The 20,369-nt window shown below is 64.4% G+C and carries 20 protein-coding genes and 3 tRNA genes; 9 read left to right on the top strand and 14 right to left on the bottom strand.

Annotation, left to right across the window (positions count from 1 at the left end):
* Positions 1-11: 11 nt before the first annotated feature.
* Positions 12-179, bottom strand: coding sequence for a DUF2273 domain-containing protein (locus E3O47_RS02805; RefSeq protein ID WP_347232577.1), 168 nt, complete (start codon positions 177-179; stop codon positions 12-14).
* A gap of 23 nt (positions 180-202) precedes the next feature.
* On the bottom strand, positions 203-640 hold the full coding sequence (locus E3O47_RS02800; RefSeq protein ID WP_104100729.1) for an Asp23/Gls24 family envelope stress response protein: 438 nt from the start codon (positions 638-640) through the stop codon (positions 203-205).
* Between the two features lie 264 nt (positions 641-904).
* Here E3O47_RS02800 and E3O47_RS02795 point away from each other — a divergent pair, with 264 nt between their 5' ends.
* From E3O47_RS02795 to E3O47_RS16240, 4 genes are all read left to right on the top strand, one after another.
* Positions 905-1,300, top strand: a complete 396-nt coding sequence (locus tag E3O47_RS02795) for a sigma-70 family RNA polymerase sigma factor (RefSeq protein WP_233191380.1) — start codon at positions 905-907, stop codon at positions 1,298-1,300.
* Positions 1,301-1,438: 138 nt separating this feature from the next.
* Positions 1,439-1,963, top strand: coding sequence for a hypothetical protein (locus E3O47_RS02790; protein ID WP_241976739.1), 525 nt, complete (start codon positions 1,439-1,441; stop codon positions 1,961-1,963).
* Entirely contained in the window at positions 1,960-2,289 is a 330-nt protein-coding gene (locus E3O47_RS02785; protein WP_104100727.1) for a hypothetical protein, read from the top strand. Before E3O47_RS02790 ends, E3O47_RS02785 begins: the two co-directional genes overlap by 4 nt.
* A gap of 195 nt (positions 2,290-2,484) precedes the next feature.
* Positions 2,485-2,703, top strand: a complete 219-nt coding sequence (locus tag E3O47_RS16240; protein ID WP_198411430.1) for a hypothetical protein — start codon at positions 2,485-2,487, stop codon at positions 2,701-2,703.
* Between the two features lie 725 nt (positions 2,704-3,428).
* Here E3O47_RS16240 and E3O47_RS02770 read toward each other — a convergent pair.
* The 3 genes from E3O47_RS02770 to E3O47_RS02760 all read right to left on the bottom strand — a co-directional run bounded on the left by E3O47_RS02770 (position 3,429) and on the right by E3O47_RS02760 (position 5,566).
* Entirely contained in the window at positions 3,429-3,560 is a 132-nt protein-coding gene (locus E3O47_RS02770; RefSeq protein WP_134401013.1) for a PTS glucose transporter subunit IIA, read from the bottom strand.
* A 120-nt stretch (positions 3,561-3,680) separates the two neighbouring features.
* Complete coding sequence (gene murQ / locus E3O47_RS02765) at positions 3,681-4,616, bottom strand: N-acetylmuramic acid 6-phosphate etherase (RefSeq protein ID WP_198411428.1); 936 nt, start codon at positions 4,614-4,616, stop codon at positions 3,681-3,683.
* Positions 4,613-5,566 carry a MurR/RpiR family transcriptional regulator gene (locus tag E3O47_RS02760; protein WP_134342506.1) on the bottom strand — a complete coding sequence of 318 codons (954 nt, stop codon included), beginning with the start codon at positions 5,564-5,566 and terminating at the stop codon, positions 4,613-4,615. Before E3O47_RS02760 ends, murQ begins: the two co-directional genes overlap by 4 nt.
* Positions 5,567-6,113: 547 nt before the next feature.
* Between E3O47_RS02760 and E3O47_RS02755 the strand changes: the two genes are divergently transcribed.
* Entirely contained in the window at positions 6,114-6,350 is a 237-nt protein-coding gene (locus E3O47_RS02755; protein WP_134419462.1) for a hypothetical protein, read from the top strand.
* Between the two features lie 806 nt (positions 6,351-7,156).
* Here the strand turns inward: E3O47_RS02755 and E3O47_RS02745 are convergent.
* From E3O47_RS02745 to E3O47_RS02720, 6 genes are all read right to left on the bottom strand, one after another.
* Positions 7,157-7,230, bottom strand: a tRNA-Met gene (locus E3O47_RS02745).
* A 33-nt stretch (positions 7,231-7,263) separates the two neighbouring features.
* Positions 7,264-7,335: transfer RNA gene (locus E3O47_RS02740), tRNA-Thr, on the bottom strand.
* A gap of 54 nt (positions 7,336-7,389) precedes the next feature.
* The gene (locus E3O47_RS02735) at positions 7,390-9,255 is read right to left on the bottom strand and encodes a glycoside hydrolase family 13 protein (RefSeq protein ID WP_134419459.1); all 1,866 of its coding nucleotides are present in this window, start codon (positions 9,253-9,255) and stop codon (positions 7,390-7,392) included.
* Positions 9,256-9,262: 7 nt separating this feature from the next.
* A complete protein-coding gene (locus tag E3O47_RS02730) occupies positions 9,263-10,171 on the bottom strand; it encodes a sugar ABC transporter permease (RefSeq protein WP_104100721.1) in 909 nt (302 codons plus the stop codon).
* A gap of 1 nt (position 10,172) precedes the next feature.
* Positions 10,173-11,810 carry an ABC transporter permease subunit gene (locus E3O47_RS02725; protein ID WP_134372042.1) on the bottom strand — a complete coding sequence of 546 codons (1,638 nt, stop codon included), beginning with the start codon at positions 11,808-11,810 and terminating at the stop codon, positions 10,173-10,175.
* A gap of 96 nt (positions 11,811-11,906) precedes the next feature.
* Positions 11,907-13,145 carry a maltose ABC transporter substrate-binding protein gene (locus E3O47_RS02720; protein WP_134419458.1) on the bottom strand — a complete coding sequence of 413 codons (1,239 nt, stop codon included), beginning with the start codon at positions 13,143-13,145 and terminating at the stop codon, positions 11,907-11,909.
* Between the two features lie 173 nt (positions 13,146-13,318).
* Here E3O47_RS02720 and E3O47_RS02715 point away from each other — a divergent pair, with 173 nt between their 5' ends.
* Together E3O47_RS02715 and E3O47_RS02710 are read left to right on the top strand one after the other, a co-directional pair.
* Entirely contained in the window at positions 13,319-14,986 is a 1,668-nt protein-coding gene (locus tag E3O47_RS02715) for a glycoside hydrolase family 13 protein (protein ID WP_134419457.1), read from the top strand.
* A gap of 246 nt (positions 14,987-15,232) precedes the next feature.
* Positions 15,233-16,138, top strand: coding sequence for a GTP pyrophosphokinase family protein (locus E3O47_RS02710; RefSeq protein WP_347232576.1), 906 nt, complete (start codon positions 15,233-15,235; stop codon positions 16,136-16,138).
* A 27-nt stretch (positions 16,139-16,165) separates the two neighbouring features.
* Here the strand turns inward: E3O47_RS02710 and E3O47_RS02705 are convergent, their stop codons facing one another.
* The 3 genes from E3O47_RS02705 to E3O47_RS02695 all read right to left on the bottom strand — a co-directional run bounded on the left by E3O47_RS02705 (position 16,166) and on the right by E3O47_RS02695 (position 18,561).
* Positions 16,166-17,338 (bottom strand): M23 family metallopeptidase, encoded by a 1,173-nt coding sequence (locus E3O47_RS02705; RefSeq protein WP_134419456.1) that lies wholly within the window; start codon positions 17,336-17,338, stop codon positions 16,166-16,168.
* A gap of 276 nt (positions 17,339-17,614) precedes the next feature.
* Complete coding sequence (locus tag E3O47_RS02700) at positions 17,615-18,448, bottom strand: inositol monophosphatase family protein (RefSeq protein WP_134419455.1); 834 nt, start codon at positions 18,446-18,448, stop codon at positions 17,615-17,617.
* A 31-nt stretch (positions 18,449-18,479) separates the two neighbouring features.
* Positions 18,480-18,561 (bottom strand) — tRNA-Tyr (locus E3O47_RS02695).
* Positions 18,562-18,713: 152 nt separating this feature from the next.
* Between E3O47_RS02695 and E3O47_RS02690 the strand changes: the two genes are divergently transcribed.
* Together E3O47_RS02690 and E3O47_RS02685 are read left to right on the top strand one after the other, a co-directional pair.
* A complete protein-coding gene (locus tag E3O47_RS02690) occupies positions 18,714-19,730 on the top strand; it encodes a LacI family DNA-binding transcriptional regulator (RefSeq protein WP_104100715.1) in 1,017 nt (338 codons plus the stop codon).
* A gap of 25 nt (positions 19,731-19,755) precedes the next feature.
* Positions 19,756-20,244, top strand: a complete 489-nt coding sequence (locus E3O47_RS02685; protein ID WP_104100714.1) for a YajQ family cyclic di-GMP-binding protein — start codon at positions 19,756-19,758, stop codon at positions 20,242-20,244.
* The last annotated feature ends 125 nt before the right edge of the window (positions 20,245-20,369 follow it).

The raw sequence follows: 20,369 nt of genomic DNA, 5'->3' as shown, positions 1-20,369 counted from the left end.
ACTGAGGGTTGTCATGACGACGACCGCTTGCCCCGGAATGCGTCAACCAGGTTCGCAACGCTCAGCTTTCCGTCCATAATCCGCCCGACGATCGCGCCGACCGCCATGGCCGCGGCCACGAACACGCATGGCCAAAAGCCAAGGACCAGCCACGTCAGAGCAAGCACGGCTCCGAACACAGCCCCCGTTTTCGCCAAGGTGCTCACTGAACCCGAGCCTCGGACTTCTCGTCCTTGTCGTCGGTCGGCAGGTACACGTCGTTGATGTTCACGTTCACCTCGGTGACCTCCATTCCAACCAGATCTTCGATCACACGGATCACGGCAGACCGCACCCGCTCGGCCACATCCTGCAGGGCCATGGGGTACTCCGCGACAATGGTGACGTCGGCCGCGACCTGAGTTTCTCCGACCTCCACGTTGATGCCCTGGCTCACGTCCGAGGTGTTCAGGGCATCGCGGATGGCACCGAGCGCCCGGGCGGCTCCGCCGCCAAGAGCGTGCACACCACTGACCTCACGGGCTGCAATGCCGGCGATCTTTGCCACCACAGCGTCGTTGATCACGGTCTTGCCGCGGCCGGGGGTCGCCGAGGCGGAGTTCGGTGCGGTGGAAAGAGTAGGTCTGGTGAGATCTGCCATGGGAGGCTCCTTGTTCGTGTCCCCTGAACGGGACGTATTGCAATGCTTAATATGTAGACGCATGCCACGACGCGTTCGTCACACCCGTTGCTACAGTTCCCAGCGAATCGAGGGGCAAACATTTCAGATAGCAAGAGCAGGGCACTGCTGGCCCACGCCGACGACCGCACCTTGGTGGACCGCGCTGTTGACGGAGACGTTCGAGCATTCGAAGTGATTGTGCGACGGCACGGCCCGTAGGTACGCGCGCACGCGACCCGCAACCTGGGCTGCAGCCACGATGAAGGCGATGTCGTACAGGACACGTTCATCACGGCATGGGCGAAGCTATCGACCTTGAAAGATTCTGCGCTGGTAAGAAGTTGGCTGATGCGCATCGCCAGCCACAAGAGCATTGATCGAATCCGCGCGCGGCGGCAGAACTCCAACCTCGACGACGTCGGCGTGCCCGCATCGGAGGACCATTCACCGACGCAGATAGTGGAGGCGCGTTCGTGTAACGAGGCACTCTCCCAAGTCTTGTCCGCCCTTCCGGAGGATCAACGACAACGCTGGGACCTAGAGAGTTTGGGGACTACCGTTATTCGGAGATCGCTGAGGAACTCGACTTACCCCTTTCTACCGTTCGCGGGCTGCTTGCTAGCGCCCGCGAAACTTTGATTCGCGAGATGGAGGCCTGGCGGTGACGACTAGGAAACGCCCGCCTCACCCCCGGCCTGGTACGAGTCAAATGACGAACCTGACCTCCTTGATGGCCACACCATTGACGAACTCAGCGACTACCTCGACCGAGGCAAGATGCCCACCGACCCGTCGATCGACACATCGGCTGCGTGCCAGATGGCGATGGCCTCCCTTGAGCGCCTGCGCGGCGCAATGAGCACGCTGCTCCGGGATGAGGCAGAAGAGCAACCGGCCCGAGACGACAACTGGGTCACCGCCATCCCGGACAGGATCGTGCTCGACGTCCGGTCCGGGCGCGACATCCCCATCTCGCACCCGTCGCCGAACGCGCAACTCTTCGTCACCGAGGGAGCTGTCCGCGGACTCGTTCGCGCGGCAGGCGATACCGTCGACAACCTCATCGTGGGTCGATGCCGGCTCGACGGGGAGCTCACTGTGCTGGGAGCTCCGATCACGGTCACGGTCGATGCCAGGGCCTGCAAGGGTGAGAACATTCCCCCCCTTGCCGACAAGTTGCGAGACACGCTCGTCGGCGCGCTACGCACCCACACCGAGCTCGCCATCGCGGGCATCGACGTGATCATTCGCGACATCTACCTCACTAAGCCAGAGCACGGCGAAGAAGAAGCAACACCATGACGGATGCCGCCGAGCTCGCAGGGAATCTCGAAGTTATCGTAAGGTCTGTCGCGGGGGTGACAGCCTTGTACCCGACCACGCCGATCGTCGTCACGATTGTCGGGTCTGTTGTCGATGCCCTTACGCAGCGGGAAAAGGCACCGAAACTAGTTGCCGTGACGACGGGAAAGGCCAGCCTGAGCGTGACCGCGAGAATCGGCGTCGCCGACGCAGCGTCATCCACCGGAGTGTGCCGACGTGTGCATGACACGATCGCCGCGAATCCCGCCATTTTGGCGCTTGCCCCCATCAACACCATCTCTGTGACGGTTGCCAGCATCGGCTAGAAGTACGGCCATTTTCCGCCGAGCGTGACGAAACGGCCGGTAGCTGCGTCTTTGAGGTGTGGCACTCTTGCGCTCGGTTCGCATCGTAACGCGCCCCTTCACTTAGGACAGGCGCGACACACGAAGTGACCCTGCCGACCAATCGGCGCGACCCAACTCTGGAGGTTGACATGCAAAACGAATTCACCAGCGCCCTTGCAGTTGGGCTGGCTGCTCTCGACTTTTGTCCCGAAGCTTCTGTTGTTCCTGGTCATTGTGATCGTCGGCTTGATCGTGGCGAAGCTGATCTCCAAGACACTGGCGAAGCTGCCCGGAAAGGTGGACTTTGACCGCGTTATGGAGCGCGGCGGTGTGAAAAAGGCCTTGACCAGCTCGTCCATGGACGCGTCGGACATCATCGCAAAGATTCTGTAGTACATGCTGGTGTTGTTCGCTTTACAGTTTGCATTCGGAGTATTCGGACCCAACCCGGTCAGTGATCTGCTCGCCGGGATCATCGCTTTCTGCCGAAGATCATCGTCATCGCCGCGGCCGTTGCCGCGGGCATGAAGACCCTCATCCAGGGCGCCCTCGGCGGCCTGATCAAGCCCATACAGGCCCGCTGGGAGTCCTACCTCGTCAAGCCGAGGAAGAAGCCCCGAAGATGAAAGAACAGGCCAAGAACGCTCCCAGCGTGAAAGAACAGGCCGAGCAGGCGAAGAACAAGATGCAGAACAGCATGAATTCCGCCGGACCGGCAGCACCCGCCGCACGAACATCGTGCGCTAGCAGACCGGCCCCGCGTGAGTATTACTCGATGGGTGTCCGGTTTGGAATTGGCGGCGCTTAATTCTGAACTGGTCACCCGGGTTGCCGAGCACATCCTCAGCCATTGGAAAGATGGCCTATCCTCGCTCCATCCATCGCACTGGTGGATCCCTGCCCCACTGCGGCCACAGCGCTATAAGCAGAAGCAGGTCCAACGCCACACCGCCCGCGAACGGTGGACCCTTCGGTGGCCAACACCTCGAAGCCCTCGCCATTCATGTGAACCGTGTCGATGCCATGGTGGACCAGGATCCCGGTCCCCGACGTGGACTGGATGACGAAGGCGTGCGGCTGGACCCGGACGAGGGTGCCACTTACCGGCGCACGAGCCGTCACGGGGCCGATTTCCGGGGAGGGTTGAATGCCACTCCCCCGCCGACGATTTCCTGGGCGAACACGGGGTCGGGAACATCGCCGAGCGAAACCACGGTGCCGCGCAGGGGGCTGAGGATGTTTTCGGGCATGGCGGTGTCTCCTGGAGTATGACGTGCGGGGAACTGCAGACGAATCGAGAGTTGTTATGGTCGTCAGCGATGCACGCCCGTGACACACGATGCGACCCGCGGCAGTGGGTTACGGTTCGCTCAGGGTGACGTGATGGCGGTGCGGACGTCGCCGAGAGCCTGTTCGAGGCGAGCGGTGGCCGTGGGGAAATCACTGTCGGTGAGCAGCATGACCACGGCGGTCTTGGCATGTCCGCCGGCCTGATCGATTGCAGCGGCGGCGGTATCCGGATCCGCCCCGGTGGCGTCGCTGACGATGCGGCGGGCCCGGTCGACCAATTTGGCGTTCGTGGGTTGGACGTCGACCATCAGGTTGTGGAAGACTTTTCCGGTGCGGATCATGCTGGCGGTGGAGAGCATGTTGCACACCAGCTTTTGCGCCGAGCCTGCCTTCAGCCGGGTAGAGCCGGTCAGGACCTCGGGTCCGGTGTCGACCTCGATGGCGACATCGGCGTGTCTGCTGATCTCCGCGCCGAGATTGCAGGCGACGGAGACGGTGGCCGCCCCGACGCTTCGGGCATGGTCCAGACCGCCGATGACATAGGGGGTTCGGCCGCTGGCGGCGATGCCGACGACCACGTCAGCGACGGTGAGTCCGACTGCCCGCAGGTCGTTCACCGCGAGGTCGGGATCATCTTCGGCACCTTCGACGGCCTGGAGGAACGCACGCTCCCCGCCGGCGATAAGCCCGAGGACTTCCCCGGGGTCGGTACCGAACGTCGGTGGGCATTCGACGGCGTCCAGCACCCCGAGTCGGCCGCTGGTGCCGGCACCTAGGTAGATCAGCCGTCCGCCGCGGCGGCGGGCGCCCACAATCGCATTTACTGCGTTCTCGATCGCCGGTAGTGCCGCCGCCACCGCAACCGGGACTGTGCGGTCCTCTTGGTTCATCACGGTGAGCAGGTCCGCGACGGACATCGTGTCCAAGTCAGTGGTGTGGTCATTTGCGGTCTCGGTGCCCAATGTGGCGAGTGCCATGGTGTTGTCCCTGTTCCTGGTGTTGTTGAAGCTATTCATGGTTGTTTGTTTCGTCCCGGATGAGAGGTGACGGCGGCGTAGGTGCGTTCCAGCGCGGCTCGGGCACCGGGTAGCGTTTGTGCGACGCCGACAAAGATGGCGTCGACGAGCAGGAGCTGCCCGGTGCGGCTGGCCATCGCTGCGGAACGGAAGCCAAACTCTCGACCCGCGGTGACCAAGACGTGTTCGCCGTGGGCCGCCAATCGGGAGCGGGCGGCGCCAGTGATGGCCACCGTGCCGGCGCCGGTCGACCGGGCCGATTGCAGTGGCGCGACGGTGCCGGGGTTCTCTCCCGAGTGGGAAACGCCGATGGCCAGGTCGGCGGGGCCGAGCAGCGAAGCGCTGACCATCGCCGCGTCGTGTTCGGTGTACGCCCGGGCGACCAGTCCGACCCGGTTCAATTTCGCAGTTAGATCCTCCGCGACCAGGCCAGACGCGCCGATGCCATACACGTCGATCCGGCGAGCAGCCCGGATCAAATTGATCACTTTCTCCAGGGCGACGGGATCGACGAGTTCGGCGGTGGCGCGGAGCTGTTCAGACTCGAACGCGGCCAGCTTGGTCAACACCACGCCGATCCGGTCGCCGTCGGCGATGTCGGCGCCCACCGGGACACCACCGTCGTGGTTCGCACCACCCTGCGCAGCCAGCGCGAGCCGGAGCTGCGGGTATCCGTCAAAACCGAGACGCCGAGCGGTGCGGACCACGCTCGCGGTGCTCGTCGACGCGCATTCGGCGAGCTCGTTGACTGTCAGAGCCGACGCCGCCGTGGTGTCAGACAGCAGGACCCGCCCGATCCGGCCCTCCGCCGGGGTCAGGCCAGGCAACATCGCCCGGAGCCTCGCGACCACATCCGACGGAGCCGGAGTGGTTGGTCCGATAAGCTCACGCCTAGCATCGGTCGAGACGCCACGATCAGGAGCATGCCTGTAGTCCTTCTTGGGTGTCATGGGCGCCCTCCTCCCCTCGGGTTGCAGTCTCGGGGCCATCCCGAGCCTGTAACAAAGTTACACTTTTTTGAACCGATAATGTTAAGAGTTTCTATGGTTTCTCCCATGACGGATTGGCGGCAAAGCAGATCCGCGTACCGCCTCAGCAGCCTCTGAAAGCCAGTCCCAGCGCGCGATGAGAGAAGCACGCGCCAAGAATGCGCTCATCGCAGCGCTCGAGCCGCCGCGTCGCGATCATGCTCCGCGCAGCCCCTCCAGTTTTTCGTCGCAAGGCGGTGAAGGTGGAACGCACGCCCCAGTGCTCAGGGGCTACCCGCGAACCGAGCAGACAGCGGACCGCTGATGCGCACGCCGACTCACGACAAGCCCGCGGATCACCCGGTCAGCCAAGCGGAGTGACTTGATTTCTCTTTGCTTTGTCAAACGATTTATGCGGATACGGCGCAGGAACGCCTTGCAGGGTCCAATCGCGCAACAGGTGTGTGCGGCGCACCTCGTAGTGAGCGCAAATCACGAGGATCCGCCCGATCACAGGAGGTCAAGTCCCATGGCACTTCTCACCCAACACTCCCTGTCAGGTTTCATCGCCTGGGAGCCACAGCAATCCGTCACCGAGAGCGGCGACACCCGCTTCTACGTGCGAATCGGACAGCCGCACTTCCGCCGCGAAGAAAGCGGCGACTTCACCATGCTCGAGCCGAGCTTCCACGACCTCGTCGCCTACCGCGCCACCGCCGACCGGGCGGTCGCCCGGTTCGCGAAGGGCGCCAGCTTCGTGCCCTGAGACCTGCGATTCTTGGACGCAGTACATCGGACGAGAGGCCATCGCTCTTCTGACCGAGGACGGTCTTTGCTCGGACGGCACTTCCGGGTCACTGGTCGACGCCTCCACCGTGGAGAACCAGCCCGGGAGCGGTTTCGCGAGGAACGAGGCTGGCAACTATGCCGGCATGACTCATGCATGTGTGCGGACCGCTAGCCGGTAGCGGCAACTCGAACGACGATGCCTTCCTGAATCTTGGGCGCGACTACCCGGATAACGGGCGATTCCAAATCGTGCTCTGGGACATCGGCGGCGTGGAGCCCATCCCGCACGGAACGACTTCGTGCACGATGGGTAAAATCACGCTGTGCGAGGGCGTCGCTCAGGTCGAGCTGGAATTCGCCGGTCAGGTCGAAATCTACGAAGAGGCACCCTTCGGCGCTCCCCTACACCCTGCTCTCGACCGCCCTCTCACTGGCCCCTGGCGATGTAGATTTCAGGGGTCAATGTGTTGGGGTGCCGGCACCCCGGCGGGAGCGTCCTAGGGGAAACTCCGACGGAACCTCCTCCTCGGAACCGGACTGCGCGGCTTACTCTGGCAGGAGTCGCATTTGGCGCATCCGTAAGGAAATCCCGCTCACATGCGTTTCAGTGGTCGCTCGGCAAGTTCCTGGCCGTCCCTCACCGAAATGTTGCGAGACGCGGGACCGAATGGACGCGCAACGAAGCATTGCCCGAAACTCAGTCTAGAGCAGAGCTGGGTGGCATCGGATCAAAAAGAAAGGCCCAGTGACCGACAGAATTCCTGGTCAAAGGGCCTTTACATGTAGCGGGAGCGGGAATTGAACCCGCGACACCACGATTATGAGCCGTGTGCTCTAACCAACTGAGCTACCCCGCCACGACCTGTCGGCTGCAAGAGCTTCCAAGCCAGAGCCCCCTGTGGGAATCGGACCCACTACCTCTTCCTTACCAAGGAAGTGCTCTACCAATGAGCTAAGGGGGCGAAGCATCCGTGTGAACGAAAACCAAGCCAAATTTCGGCAACCGGTAAATATTATCACCAAGTCGGCCGGCTCGATGACCGTGGGGTGGAATCGGGCACCGAAACCCCCGGCAGCGCCCACGCGGTGAAGCTCGGCCCGTCCGTTTCCAGACGGATGCGCCCGCCCGCCACGCTGACGGCGGCGTCGCCCAGGAGCCGGGTCGGCTCCCCTGCCACGGACCCGAGCGGCAGTGTCACCGCGCACGCGGCGCGGGCCGCGACCAACAGCACCGACTCCTCCGCACACTCGCGCACGTAGACGAGCACATCCGCACCCACGTGCACCCAGCGCATCCCGCCGCCGTTCAGGGCCGGGTGGGCGGTGCGCAAGCGGATCAGCGCCGCGTACAGGTCGATTGTGGCCGCCACCTCGGAGTCACCCGCCGTATCCCACGGCATGGGCGTGCGCGAGCCCTCGCCGTCGTCGCCGGCCAGGCCGAATTCGTCGCCGGCGAAGACCACCGGGATGCCCGGCAGGGTCGCGCTCAGCCCGAAGGCGACGGCCACTCCCCCGTCGATCGCATGGGTGCGGAACCTTGGAGTGTCGTGCGTGTCGAGGGCGTTCATTGTAGCCAGGCGAGTGCGCCAGGGGTAGCCGGCCGTGAACCGGAGGTGGGCGTCCACGAACGCCCGCCCGTCGGTCAGCGGGATGGTGCCGTAGGGCAGCCCGAAGAATGTCGAGGGGCTGTGCGGCTTCGAGAGCCAGCTCCACACCGGTCGGGTGAAGGTCGTATAGGTCATCGCGCCGTGCCAGCCGTCGCCCTGGAAGTCGTCCGAGGCATCATTGGTCGATTCGCCGAGCAGGATGGTGTCGGGGTTCTCCGCGATCATGGTGCGGCGGATGGTCTGCCGCACCAGGGCGTTCAGGTCCTCCCCCTGCAGGCGGCCGGTCATGTTCGCCACATCGATGCGCCAGCCGTCGAGGTGGTAGGGGGCCCGCAGCCACTTCGCCACCACCGACTGCGGGCCCTCGATGAACCGGCGGCGCAGCTCGATCGAGGTCCAGTTGAACTTCGGCAGGCTGGGTACGCCGAGCCAGGACGCGTAGTCCTCGTGCCGGTCGTCGAGCCAGTAGTAGAAGGCGCTCTCGACGGCATCCGGGGCACGGTGCGCCGCCCGGAACCACTCGTGCCGGTTGCCGGAGTGGTTCGAGGTGAGGTCGCCGATCACCTTGAAGCCCCGCTCGTGGGCAGCCTCGACCAGCCGCACGAGGGCAGCGTCGCCGCCCAGTGCCGGGTCGACCACGTCGAAGCTCCGCGCGTCGTAGCGGTGGCTCGAGCCGGCCGGGAACACGGGTGTCAGGTAGAGCAGGGTGACGCCGAGCCGTTCGAGGTGGTCCAGGTGCAGGACGATGCCGTCGAGGTCCCCACCGTAGAACTGGTGCGAACGGGCCGGTTGCTCCGCCGCTACCGGGTCACCCCACGCCGCGGGCGCGGCCCAGGTCGGCTTCTCGCGCAGCGCGGCGGCCGTGGAACGCCCGAAACGATCCGGGAAGATCTGGTACATCACGGTCGACGCGACCCAGTCCGGCGGTGCCGGATGGCTGAGCAGCTTGAAGTCCTCCGCGTCGACGGTCTCGAAGGAATGCACCCCGGCGGCGTTCAGCCACCAGTGCCCGCCGTCGGCCCGGTTGATCAGGAACCGGTAGCCGTTGACCGGGTTCAGGATCTCGACCTCGGCCTCCCACCACCGCCAGCCCTCCGCCGCGCCGAGTAGGCGGGCGTCGTGGAAGCGCGGTTCCCGGTCGGGCGTCGAACGCACGTGCACGGATGCGACGGCGCCCCACGCCTCCGGCACCCGCACCCGCACGCCGACCGTGTCGCCCGGCCGCGGCGCCTGGTCCGAGACGTACAGGGCCGACCCGTCGTGGTGCGGGAGCATGCGCGCCCTACTTCACCGATCCGGCGGTCAGGCCACCGACGATGTACTTCTGCAGCCAGAGGAACAGGGCCATCACGGGCAAGGCCGCGAGCACGGCGCCGGCCGCGAAGACCGAGTAGTTGGTGGAGAATTTCTGAGACACGAACTGGTAGAGGCCCACCGCGAGGGTCTGATTCTCGGGGCTGATCAGCACGATGCTCGCGATGACGAACTCGTTCGTCGTGCCGATGAAAGAGAGGAGGCCGACGACCGCCAAAATGGGTGCGACCAGTCGCAGGATGATCGTGAAGAAGATGCGAGCGTGACCAGCACCGTCCAACTTGGCGGCCTCGTCGATCGAAGCGGGAATCGTGTTGAAAAATCCGTACATCAGGTAGGTGTTCACCCCAAGAGCCCCGCCGAGGTAGACCATGATCAGGCCGACCTGCGAGTCCAGTCCGATCGCCGGGAAGATATCAGAGATGCCGTTGAGCAGAAGGAATATCGCGACGACAGCCAACAGTTGGGGAAACATCTGCAACAGTACGAGCGTGAGCAGTCCCCCCCGGCGACCGAAAAAACGCATCCGGGAGAAGGAATATGCCGCAAGGGCCCCCAAAAAAACCGTGCCGATCGAGGTGATTACTCCGATGATCAGGGTATTGCCGTACCAGGCGGCGTATGGCTGTTGGGGCAGGTTGAAGAGCGTCACAAAGCTGCCGAGGCTCACCTCGCTGAATAGCCCATTTGCGGTGATCAGGGTGCCACCGGGTTGCAGCGCTGCCGAGAGCACGTAGACAAGGGGGAACGCCGAGAACACGGCCATGAACACGCCGATCAGGTGGCGCCATCCCGTTGCTTTGAACCAGCGCTTGAACTGGAATGACGAATTTCTCACGACGATGCGGTCGCTAGTCTCCCGATTGTTGACCTGCATGTCAGTTCAGCTCCTCTAGTGCCTTGGTCTGCCTAAAGCTGATGATCGACACGATCGCGACCAGCAGGAAAATGATGATGGAGAACGCACTCGCCAATCCGTAGTCGCGGTTCGCACCGACGAAGGCGACCTTGTAGACCATCGAGATGAGGATGTCGGTCGCACCGACATTCACTCCCGCGGTAACGTCTCTCGGCCCGCCATTGGTGAGCATGTAGATGAGGTTGAAGTTGTTGAAGTTGAACGCGAACGACGAGATGAGCAGCGGGGCCACCGACACGAGCAGCAGCGGAAGCTTGATCAGCCGGAACACCTGCCAGGGCCGCGCCCCGTCGACCGTTGCTGCCTCCTGCAACTCGCCGGGAATCGACTGAAGAGCACCCGTGCAGACCAGGAACATGTAGGGAAAGCCGAGCCACAGGTTCACGAAGATGATGCTGAATTTGGCCAGCCACTCGTTTGTGAGCCAGGGTATTTCCGCCCCGCCGAACAGCACCTGGTTGACGAAGCCGAACTGCGGGTTGAGCAGCCCAGCCCAGACCAGCGCGGACAGGAATGCCGGGAACGCGTAGGGAAGAATCAAGACGACGCGGTAGACGTTGCGTCCGCGCATCCGCAGGTCATTGAAGACCAGCGCCAGAAAGAGCCCGAGCGCGAACGTGGTGGCGACAGAAAGGAAAGCGAAGGCAAAGGTCCACAGGGTCACGTTGATCAGCGGCCCCCGAATGGATTCCGTGCCGAACGCACGGGCAAAGTTATCGAATCCGACCTCAACTTTCCAGCCGGGGCGCAGTTCGGTACCGTCCTCCGCGGCGAACGCTCCGACCGTGCCGTCCTCGGCGTAGACGACGTTCGTCGTGGTGTTCGTCATCGTTCTCGCGGCCTCGTCGTAGACCAGATCGGACAGGTAGAGATAGGCCTTTGAGCCGTCCGGGGTGCGGAGCACCCCCTCGTTCGGGTCGTCGGTGAGCGGCACCGAGAGGGCCGCGATGACCTCTTGATTGGCAGCGATGTCGCTGAACTTGAGCGAGGTGTAGCCGGGAAGTGCGGTGGCGACGCCGTCGGCATCCGTCTCGGCATCGGTGACTTCACGCAGGGGCGCGTCGGTGCCGCCGACGCTGATCCGGCCGTCAGGGTCGGTGACGAGGAGGCTGTAGGCACCCAGTTGCTCGATCACGGTGATGTCATACGCGACCGAGTCCGGCACTCGTTGCTGCGCGGAGGCGATGAGTGATGCGACCGCGTCCGCCCTGGTGCTGTTGTGCCCGGTGCCGTAGTTCGTGAACGCGATGTAGCCGGAATAGCCCACAACAAAGATCTGGAAGATCACGAGGAAGATCAGGCCGGGGGTGAGGTACTTGGCCGGCAGAGCGTTTTTGCTGAAGTAGATCCAGTTGACGATCAGGGTGACTGCCAGAACGAGTCCGAAGATGACCCAGTCCTGTTTCAGGAAGAGCACGAAGAGAGCGTAGACGCTGATTGCGTCGACGATACCGAGGAGCAGAATTTTCACCAGGAGAATCTTGATCCCGACGGACGCCGCCTCGGCAATTCGTCCCGCCCGCTTGGATTGCCTCCACTGGGTGACCAGCGAGTTGTCGCGCGCGGTGCGATCGCGACCTGTTCGTGGGGTGGGCATCTTCGTCCGTTCTCTGGCGCCTGCCGGCAACCTTGCCTGATGTGCGGTGAGGGAGCACGCTGTGCCCGGCCCCCTGATGGAGCCGGGCACACGGTGTTACTTCGCGATGGCGCCCTGGATTTCGCCGGTCATCTTCTGCCACAGCGCTGCCGGGTCACCCTCGCCCGCGATGATCGCGGCCTCGGTGACGCCCCAGAACTGCCAGACCTTGCCCATTTGCGGGATGTTCGGCATCGGAACGGCGGTTGCTCCGACCGTACCGAAACCGGCGGTGATCGGGTCGGCGGCAGCTGCCTCGAAGGCGCTGGTCAGCGCGGGCGGGCGCCCGCCGACCTCGTAGAGCGCGGTCTGCACCTCTTCGGAGCCGATGTAGTTCACCAGGAACTCATTGGCAGCGAGAGCGTTCTTGGTCTTCGCACTCACGAAGAAGCCCTGCACGCCGACAAACGGCTGGGCAGGGTTGCTGCTGGCGGTCGGGATCGGGTCGATCGCGACGTCGATGCCGGCCTTCTGGGCATCCGGGACATTCCACGGACCGGAGAGGAAGAACGGCGATGCGCCGGCGTTGAACTTCTCTTTGGCGATGTCGTTGGTGATGTTCACGCTGAGGTGCCCTGCGGCGCCTTCGGATGCGAGCCAGGCCGCGTAGGCCTCTCCACCGGCGTTGCCGATCGAGAGGTCTTCGGCGTTGTAGCTGCCGTCGGAGTTGGTGCCGAACACGGGGGCGCCGAACGAGGTCTGGAACGGGTACAGGTGATACGGGTCCGATTCCGGTCCAACGGGCACGAGGAACGGGAACTCAGTGCCGGCGGCGGTGCCGGCGGCGACCATGTCCGCGTACGTCGCCGGCGCGGTCGGCGCCAGGGCCGTGTTGCGGAGGAGGGCGATGTTCTCGATCGAGTAGGGGACACCGTAGGTCTTGCCCTCGAAGGTCATCGCGGTGACGGCGACCGGCTGGAAGTCAGCGGTCGTATCGCCGAGTTCGACGGGCTTGAGCACGCCGTTCGAGACGAGGTTCCCGATCCAGTCGTGGGCGCCGATCGTGATGTCGGGGCCCTTGCCGGTCGGAACCTGGGCGATGAACTCTTCCTGGATCTTGGGGAAGTCCTTCTGGATGAGTTTTACCTTGACGCCGGATTCCTTCGTGAATGCCGCCGCCGCGTCTTTGAGGACCGTGCCGCGGTCAGCATCGACCCAAACCGTCAAGGTGTTGGCGGCGGCTTTATCGCCCTCGCCACCCTGCGGAGAGGCCCCGCCGGAGCATCCGGACAATGCGAGGGACGCTGCGACCACTACTGCGCCGGCAGCGACGAAACCTTTCATGTTCACCATCATTGGTGTGCCTTTCTCAGGACATTGAAAATTTATGCAAGCGTTTACATTTATAGCAAGTATCGGAACCATTGACAACTGAAATAGCCGGATCTGAATCTTGAGCAGGTGATGCGCTTAGCCCGCAGGCCTGCAAGCGCTTCCATAGTCACGAGAATGCCGTAGGGTTTCTTTTCATGACAGGCTCAGAGTGGTGGCGAACCGCAGTTATCTATCAGATCTATCCTCGGTCCTTTGCGGACGCCAACGGTGACGGGATGGGCGATCTAATCGGCATCACCAATCGTCTCCCTGCTCTCCGGGCTCTCGGGATAGACGCCATCTGGCTCTCGCCGTTCTACACGTCACCGCAGAACGACGCTGGTTACGACGTGGCCGATTATTGCGATGTCGACCCTCTCTTCGGCACGCTCGATGACTTCGACACCCTGCAGCACACGGCACACGAGCTGGGCATCCGCGTGATCGTTGACCTTGTGCCAAACCACTCCTCAAGTGAGCATCCGTGGTTCAAAGCTGCCCTCGCCGCCGCCGAGGGCAGTGAGGAGCGCGCGCATTACATCTTCCGTGATGGCCAGGGCGAACACGGCGACCTTCCCCCGAACAACTGGGATTCCGTCTTCGGCGGCAATGCCTGGACCCGCGTCACGAACCCGGACGGCACTCCCGGCCAGTGGTACCTGCACCTCTTCGACACCACACAACCCGACTTCGACTGGGACAACGAATGGGTGAAGGCGCAATTCCGCGATGTGCTCCGGTTCTGGCTCGACCGCGGGGCGGACGGTTTTCGGGTGGACGTCGCGCACGGCATGATCAAAGCGACCGGTCTTCCCGACTACACGCCTCCGGTCGCGGGCGGCAGCATGGGCGGTGCCTCGACGGAGGGGTCAGGCATCATCACCGAGTGGCCCGAAACCGCGCCCTACTGGGCCCAGAACGGTGTACACGAGATCTACCGCGACTGGCGCCTCATCCTCGACGAGTACCCGGGCGACCGCATCCTCGCGGCCGAGGCCTGGGTCGATCCGCTCAGCCACGTCGCCGAGTGGGTGCGCCCCGACGAGATGCACCAGGCCTTCAACTTCGCCTACCTCGAGACGGCTTGGGCCGGCCCGGCCCTCCGCCGCGTCATCGACGATTCCCTCGCTGCGTTCGGCGCAGTTGGTGCCCCGAGCACCTGGGTGCTCTCCAACCACGACGTCGTGCGCCACGCCTCCCGGCTCGCGCTCAACCACGAGAACCTGCAGGGCCACGGTATCGGGCCGACGACGCCCGACCTGCCCGACAGCGTGATCGGCCTGCACCGGGCCCGGGCCGCCTCGGCGCTCATGCTCGCACTGCCCGGCTCCAGCTACCTCTACCAGGGCGAGGAACTGGGTCTACCCGAGGTCATCCACCTGCCCGACTCCGCACGCGAAGACCCCACCTGGTTTCGCACCAACGGAGAGCGCTACGGCCGTGACGGATGCCGCGTGCCGCTCCCCTGGGAAGCCGCCGCTCCCTCCTACGGCTTCGGCCCCTCGGCCGAGAGCTGGCTGCCGCAGCCGGACGAGTGGGCGGGCCTCGCCCGCGACGCGCAGGTCGGCGTCGCCGGCTCCACCCTCGAGTTGTACACGCTGGCCCTGGGCCTGCGCCGGGAGCACGCCCTCGGGCTGGGCTCGGTGGAGTGGCTGGACGGCCACGCTGACGAGATCGTGGCGCTGCGCAACGGCGCGGTGACGGTCGTCGCGAACACGGGCGCGGCATCCGTGCCTCTGCCTGCCGGCGAACTCCTCCTCGCCAGCGGCCCGCTGCCCGGCAACACGCTCCCCGGCGACACCACCGTCTGGCTGCGCGTCTAGCCCCCCACCCCAGGGTCGTTTGCCCAAACGAATTCGACGGAGATTCTGCCCGAAACGGCCAGTTTAGAGCTCAAAACCCAGTTCTAGAGCAACATCTCCGTCGAATTCGTTCGGGGCACGGGGCAGAACGGCGCTCGAAGGCGACGGATGCCGCGTGCTCCGGCGACGCGATCAGTGACCCCGCAGCGCCGCCATGGGACAATCGAAGGGCGTCGCCTGAACGGGGAGCGCATAGAAGGAGTAGCAGTGACCGGCACGGGGATCGACAGCGGAACGGAACACGGAACCGAACCGGGACCCGGCGCCGACCCCGACACCGACACCGACACCGAAGCCGACCAGGCGGCCCCGACGCGCGGGGATCTCGCCGAACTTCGCGAGCTCACGACAGAACTGACCCGGTTCATGCTGGCATACAAGTTCGCGACCGACGAGATGATGACGAAGATCAACATCTTGAAGGAGGAGTTCGCCTCCATCCACGACTACAGCCCGATCGAGCACGTCAACTCTCGGCTAAAGACACCCGACGGGATCCTGAAGAAGGCCGTCCGCAAGGGCTGCCCGCTCGTCCTCGACGACATTCGCGCCCAGATCCAAGACATCGCCGGCATCCGCATCACCTGCAGCTTCATCTCGGACACGTACCGCATTCTCGACATGCTCACCAGCCAACTCGACGTCACGGTGCTCGAGGTCAAGGACTACATCGCCGCCCCGAAGCCGAACGGTTACAAGAGCCTGCACCTGATCGTCGACATCCCCGTCTTCCTGTCCGACCGGGTCGACGAGGTCACGGTCGAGATCCAGATCCGAACGGTCGCGATGGACTTCTGGGCGAGTCTCGAGCACAAGATCTATTACAAGTACCACGGGGCGGTTCCGGTGGATCTGGTGGGCGACCTCAAGCAGGCGGCGGATGCCGCCAATCGCCTCGACCTGAAAATGGAGGGCCTGCACGACCAGGTCCTGGCCATGGAGCCCGACGGCAGCGGAGAGACCCACCTGCTCGAGATCGCCGGGCTGTCGCAGCTGGCGCTGCCAGAGGGCCTCCTCGCGGCCATCGGCCGCGCCCGGACCGCCGAGTCCCCGCCCGAGTCCGCGCCAGTGACCGAGCCTGAGGACGAGACCAAGGCCGAGGCGGCCGGCTAGTCCCAGCTGGCCCGTGTCGGGGTCGAACTAGTTCGTGTTGGCGTACAGCCAGACGAGCGGGTTGACCTTGGTGCCGTCCTTGCCGCCGACGCGGATCTCGAAGTGCAGGTGTGGGCCGGTGGACATTCCGGTGTCGCCGACCTGGCCGATGACCTGGCCGACCGTGATGACGTCGCCGGTCTTGAAGAGCATCGAGCCGTGGATCATGTGCGCGTAGACACTGGAGACGAGCTCGCCGTCGATCATGTGGTCGATGATCATGTGCACGCCGAGGCTGCCTTCGCCGTCTTGGGCGTAGCGCACGACGCCGTCGGCGATCGACTGGATCGGCGCGCCCAGGCCCGGGTTGAAGTCCTGACCGCCGTGGTTGGAGGAGCAGCCCGCACAGTCGCGGAAGCCGAACTCGTCACCGATGTGCACGCCCACCGAGAAGGGCCATTGCACGGTGCCGTTCGGGTTGTTCGTGAAGGTCGCTTCCATCCGGATGCCGCTGGCCGCTGCGACCTCGGCGATGGTCTTCGACTCGTAGCCGTCACGCTCGACCGAGATGGTGTCCGCTCCGCCGGTCATGGAGAGCGTCTGGGCGGGTTCGCCCTGGGCGCTCAGCTTCGCGTTGTAGGCGGCGGCCTGCACATCGGCAGAGGACAGCAGCGCCTCGGCCGGCAGGGAGGTGGCCACGGCCATCAGGGCGACGAAGGCCATGGCGACCATCGTGGCGAACTTGCGCACCCGATTGGCGGGGGCCGTCGCGGTGGTGCGGGGCTGGGGTGCCGGCGCGGTGGCGGCGGCCGGGTGAACGGCGGGCGCCAGGCGCTCCCGGGCCGATGCGCGGCGGGGGCGGGAGGCGGGCTGTTCCGCGCGCCGCTGCGCCCGGGTGGGGAAGGGGATCTCCGTGGACGTCGTGACGGCGGCGATGGCCGTCTGCAGCCGGTCCACGTCGGAGACCGGAGCGTCGGCGGCGGCCGGCGCGGCGATCAGGCGGTCCGAGTCAGCGATCGTCACGGACTCGAATTCGGGTTCAGCGAGGCTCGCGGCTACCAGAAGGTCGGGGTCCGGCGTCGACGGCCCGGCACCAGCGGGATCGGCGGCGGTCGGTGCGTCGGTGACCGCGGAGCCTGGAATGTCCAGCACCGGGACGGACATCCGCTCGCGCTCGCGCAGTTCGCGACGCGTGAGGGGCTTCGTTTCAGGGTCACTCACACCCGGCACCGAGGCAGCCGAGCTAGAGGAGTGAGGGAGCAAAGGATCGGTTCTTTCGGCGCATTGGACAGATGAAGATAGTCGTCTTGGCCTCAACCAAAGTAACGAATCAGTACAGGCTACCGCCCGGAGGCCGGTTATCCCTACTCTTCGAAGCAGAATGACACCCGAAAAAGGGGCACTGCCTCCGTTTCCGGCGATCTCCCCGGGCCGCCACGAGCACGTCGGTCACCGGTGTTTCCGCGGCATCCGTCTCGTTCGAAGCGGTTCAGTCGCCTACGCTTCCGCGTCGGCCATGAAGTCATCGAAAAGTTTGGCCAGAAGGGGTTGGCAGACCCGATAAAGGTCGGGAGCCCCGGCAATGAGCAGGCCCATACCCTCACGGTCGGCTCCGAAGCCACCGACTCGAGCGCCGGCCTCGCGCGCCACCAGCGCGCCGGCCGCGTGGTCCCAGGGGCTCAGCCCGCGCTCGTAATAGAGGTTCAACCGCCCGGCGGCAACCGAACACAAGTCGAGTGCGGCCGACCCGATGCGACGGATGTCCCGTACCTCGCCGATCAGGCCCCGCACGACGTCCGCCTGCCGCTCTCTTTCGGCCGCGCGATAGGAGAAACCGGTGCCCAGCAACGCCAGCGACAGCGGCACGTCCGTCGGCACCTGCAGCCGGCGGACGCCCAGCCATGCCCCGTCACCTGCTGCCGCGGTGAACAGCTCGTCACCGGTCGGGTTGTAGACGGCGCCGGCCAGCGTGGTCCAGGTGGCCGGATCGGGGTCACCCTCGACGACGGCGATACTGACCGCCCAGGCCGGAAAACCGTAGAGGTAATTGACGGTGCCGTCGATCGGGTCCACGACCCAGGTCAGGCCGGATGTGCCGCGGGTGGCCGCCGACTCCTCTCCTAAGAAACCGTCATCGGGCCGGGCGTCGGCCAGGAGAACCCGAATCAGCGACTCGGTTTCCCGGTCGGCCAGGGTCACGACGTCCTCCGGGGAGGACTTCGACGCGGCGACCTGCACCCCGACAGTTCTCCGCCGGGCAGCCATTTGCCCCGCGGCGAGCGCGGTGTCCTGGGCGAGGCGAAGCAATCCGGCTGAGGCACGTGTGGTCATGGTGCAACGCTAAATGATGCGGAAGAGAGAGTGGCAAGTGAGGGATTCGAACCCCCGAAGTCTAAGACGGCTGATTTACAGTCAGATCCCTTTGGCCACTTGGGTAACTTGCCAGTACGCACCCGACCATATGCAAAACACGTGACCGGAGACGCTCAGTCAGAATACAAGGTTTTGGTCCCCAGTGAGAAATCGGCACGTCCGGTACCTATCGGACGGTGGATATGATCGGAGATGACTCAACTTCATTCCCGATAGGAACCTCATGGTAGGCATCGATGACGTCGCCCGCCACGCGGGCGTCTCTACCGCCACTGTTTCGCGCGCACTCAGCGGCAACGGCCATGTATCCCCTGCCACCCGTTTAAAGGTCGAAGCATCCGCCGGGGAACTCGGCTACGTCGTCTCGTCCACGGCATCGAGTCTCGCCTCCGGCCGGATGAAGAACATCGGTGTCGTCGTTCCGTTCCTTGACCGCTGGTTCTTCTCCAGCGTTGTCGAGGGTGCGCAGAAATCCCTCTTGAAGAACGGCTTTGACCTCACCCTGTTCAGCCTGACCGGCGGCGGAGGCGAGCGCCGCATCGTGTTCAACCATTTCCTGCTGCGTCAGAGAGTGGATGCTGTCATCGCGATTTCGCTCGAACTGACCACGACCGAAGTCGCCACCCTGCACGCACTCGACAAGCCACTGGTCGGCGTCGGCGGCCCGATCGAGGGTGTTCGCACGCTCACGATCGACGATGTTGCCGTGGCCAGGCTCGCCACGGAACATCTCCTCTCCCTGGGCCACACACGGATCGCACACATCGGCGGAAATGAGGACGTCGACCGGGACTTCCATCTTCCCACCAACCGCCGGGTCGGCTATGAGTTAGCCCTGACGGCAGCCGGAATCACTCCGGCTGCCGAATTGTTCAGGCCTGCGGACTTCACGATGAAAAGCGGCTACCAAGCGGCCATTCAACTTCTTGGCAACCCGCGCGGTCGGCCGAGCGCCGTATTCGCCGGCTCAGACGAGATGGCGATCGGAGTCATCCTTGCGGCACGGGACCTCGGCCTCGTCGTGCCACGGGACGTGTCCGTGATCGGAATCGATGACCACGAACTCGCGGACTTCTTCGGCCTCACCACGATCGCCCAGTTTCCGCAGGGGCAGGGCGAGAAGGCCGTCGAGATCCTGCTGGACCGGCTGCGTCCGGGCCAGAACCAGCTCTCGTCCCTGAACACCCCCATGCCATTCGAGCTCCTCGTGCGCTCCAGCACTGCCCGGCCGGGCGAATAGGCACCCACTGGGTACTATTGCAGGCATGGCAGACTCAACGTTCGACATCGTCAGCAAGGTAGACCCGATGGAGGTCGACAACGCCCTCAACCAGGCGCACAAAGAAGTCGCACAGCGCTACGATTTCAAGAATGTCGGCGCCTCGATCGAGATGAGCGGCGAAAAGGTGCTCCTGAAGGCCAACTCCGAGGAGCGCGTCAAGGCCATCCTCGAGGTCTTCGAATCCAAGCTGATCAAGCGCGGCATCTCCCTGCGCAGCCTGGACGCTGGTAATCCCTTCGCCTCGGGCAAGGAGTTTCGGATCGAGGCCTCGATGAAGGCAGGGATCGACCAGGAAAATGCGAAGAAGATCAATAAGATCATCCGCGACGAGGGCCCCAAGGGCGTCAAGAGCCAGATCCAGGGCGACGAGCTGCGGGTCAGCTCGAAGAGCCGCGACGACCTGCAGGCCACCATGGCCCTGCTCAAGGGCAAAGACCTCGACGTGGCCCTGCAGTTCGTCAATTTCCGCTAGGCCCACGCCTGCATTCACCAATTCGACGGAGATTTTGGCTCTCCTGCTGCTTCTGTGGGTTAAACCCGGCCGGGGAGCACTGGTTTGTGGCCGCCGAGGCTGAGCATGGCCAGGGCGATGAGGGC

Source organism: Cryobacterium sp. TMT2-17-1 (genome assembly GCF_004402765.1).
Classification (GTDB): domain Bacteria; phylum Actinomycetota; class Actinomycetes; order Actinomycetales; family Microbacteriaceae; genus Cryobacterium; species Cryobacterium sandaracinum.
Note: the sequence above shows the minus strand (reverse complement) of the source record. Positions and strands in the feature narration are given on the sequence as shown.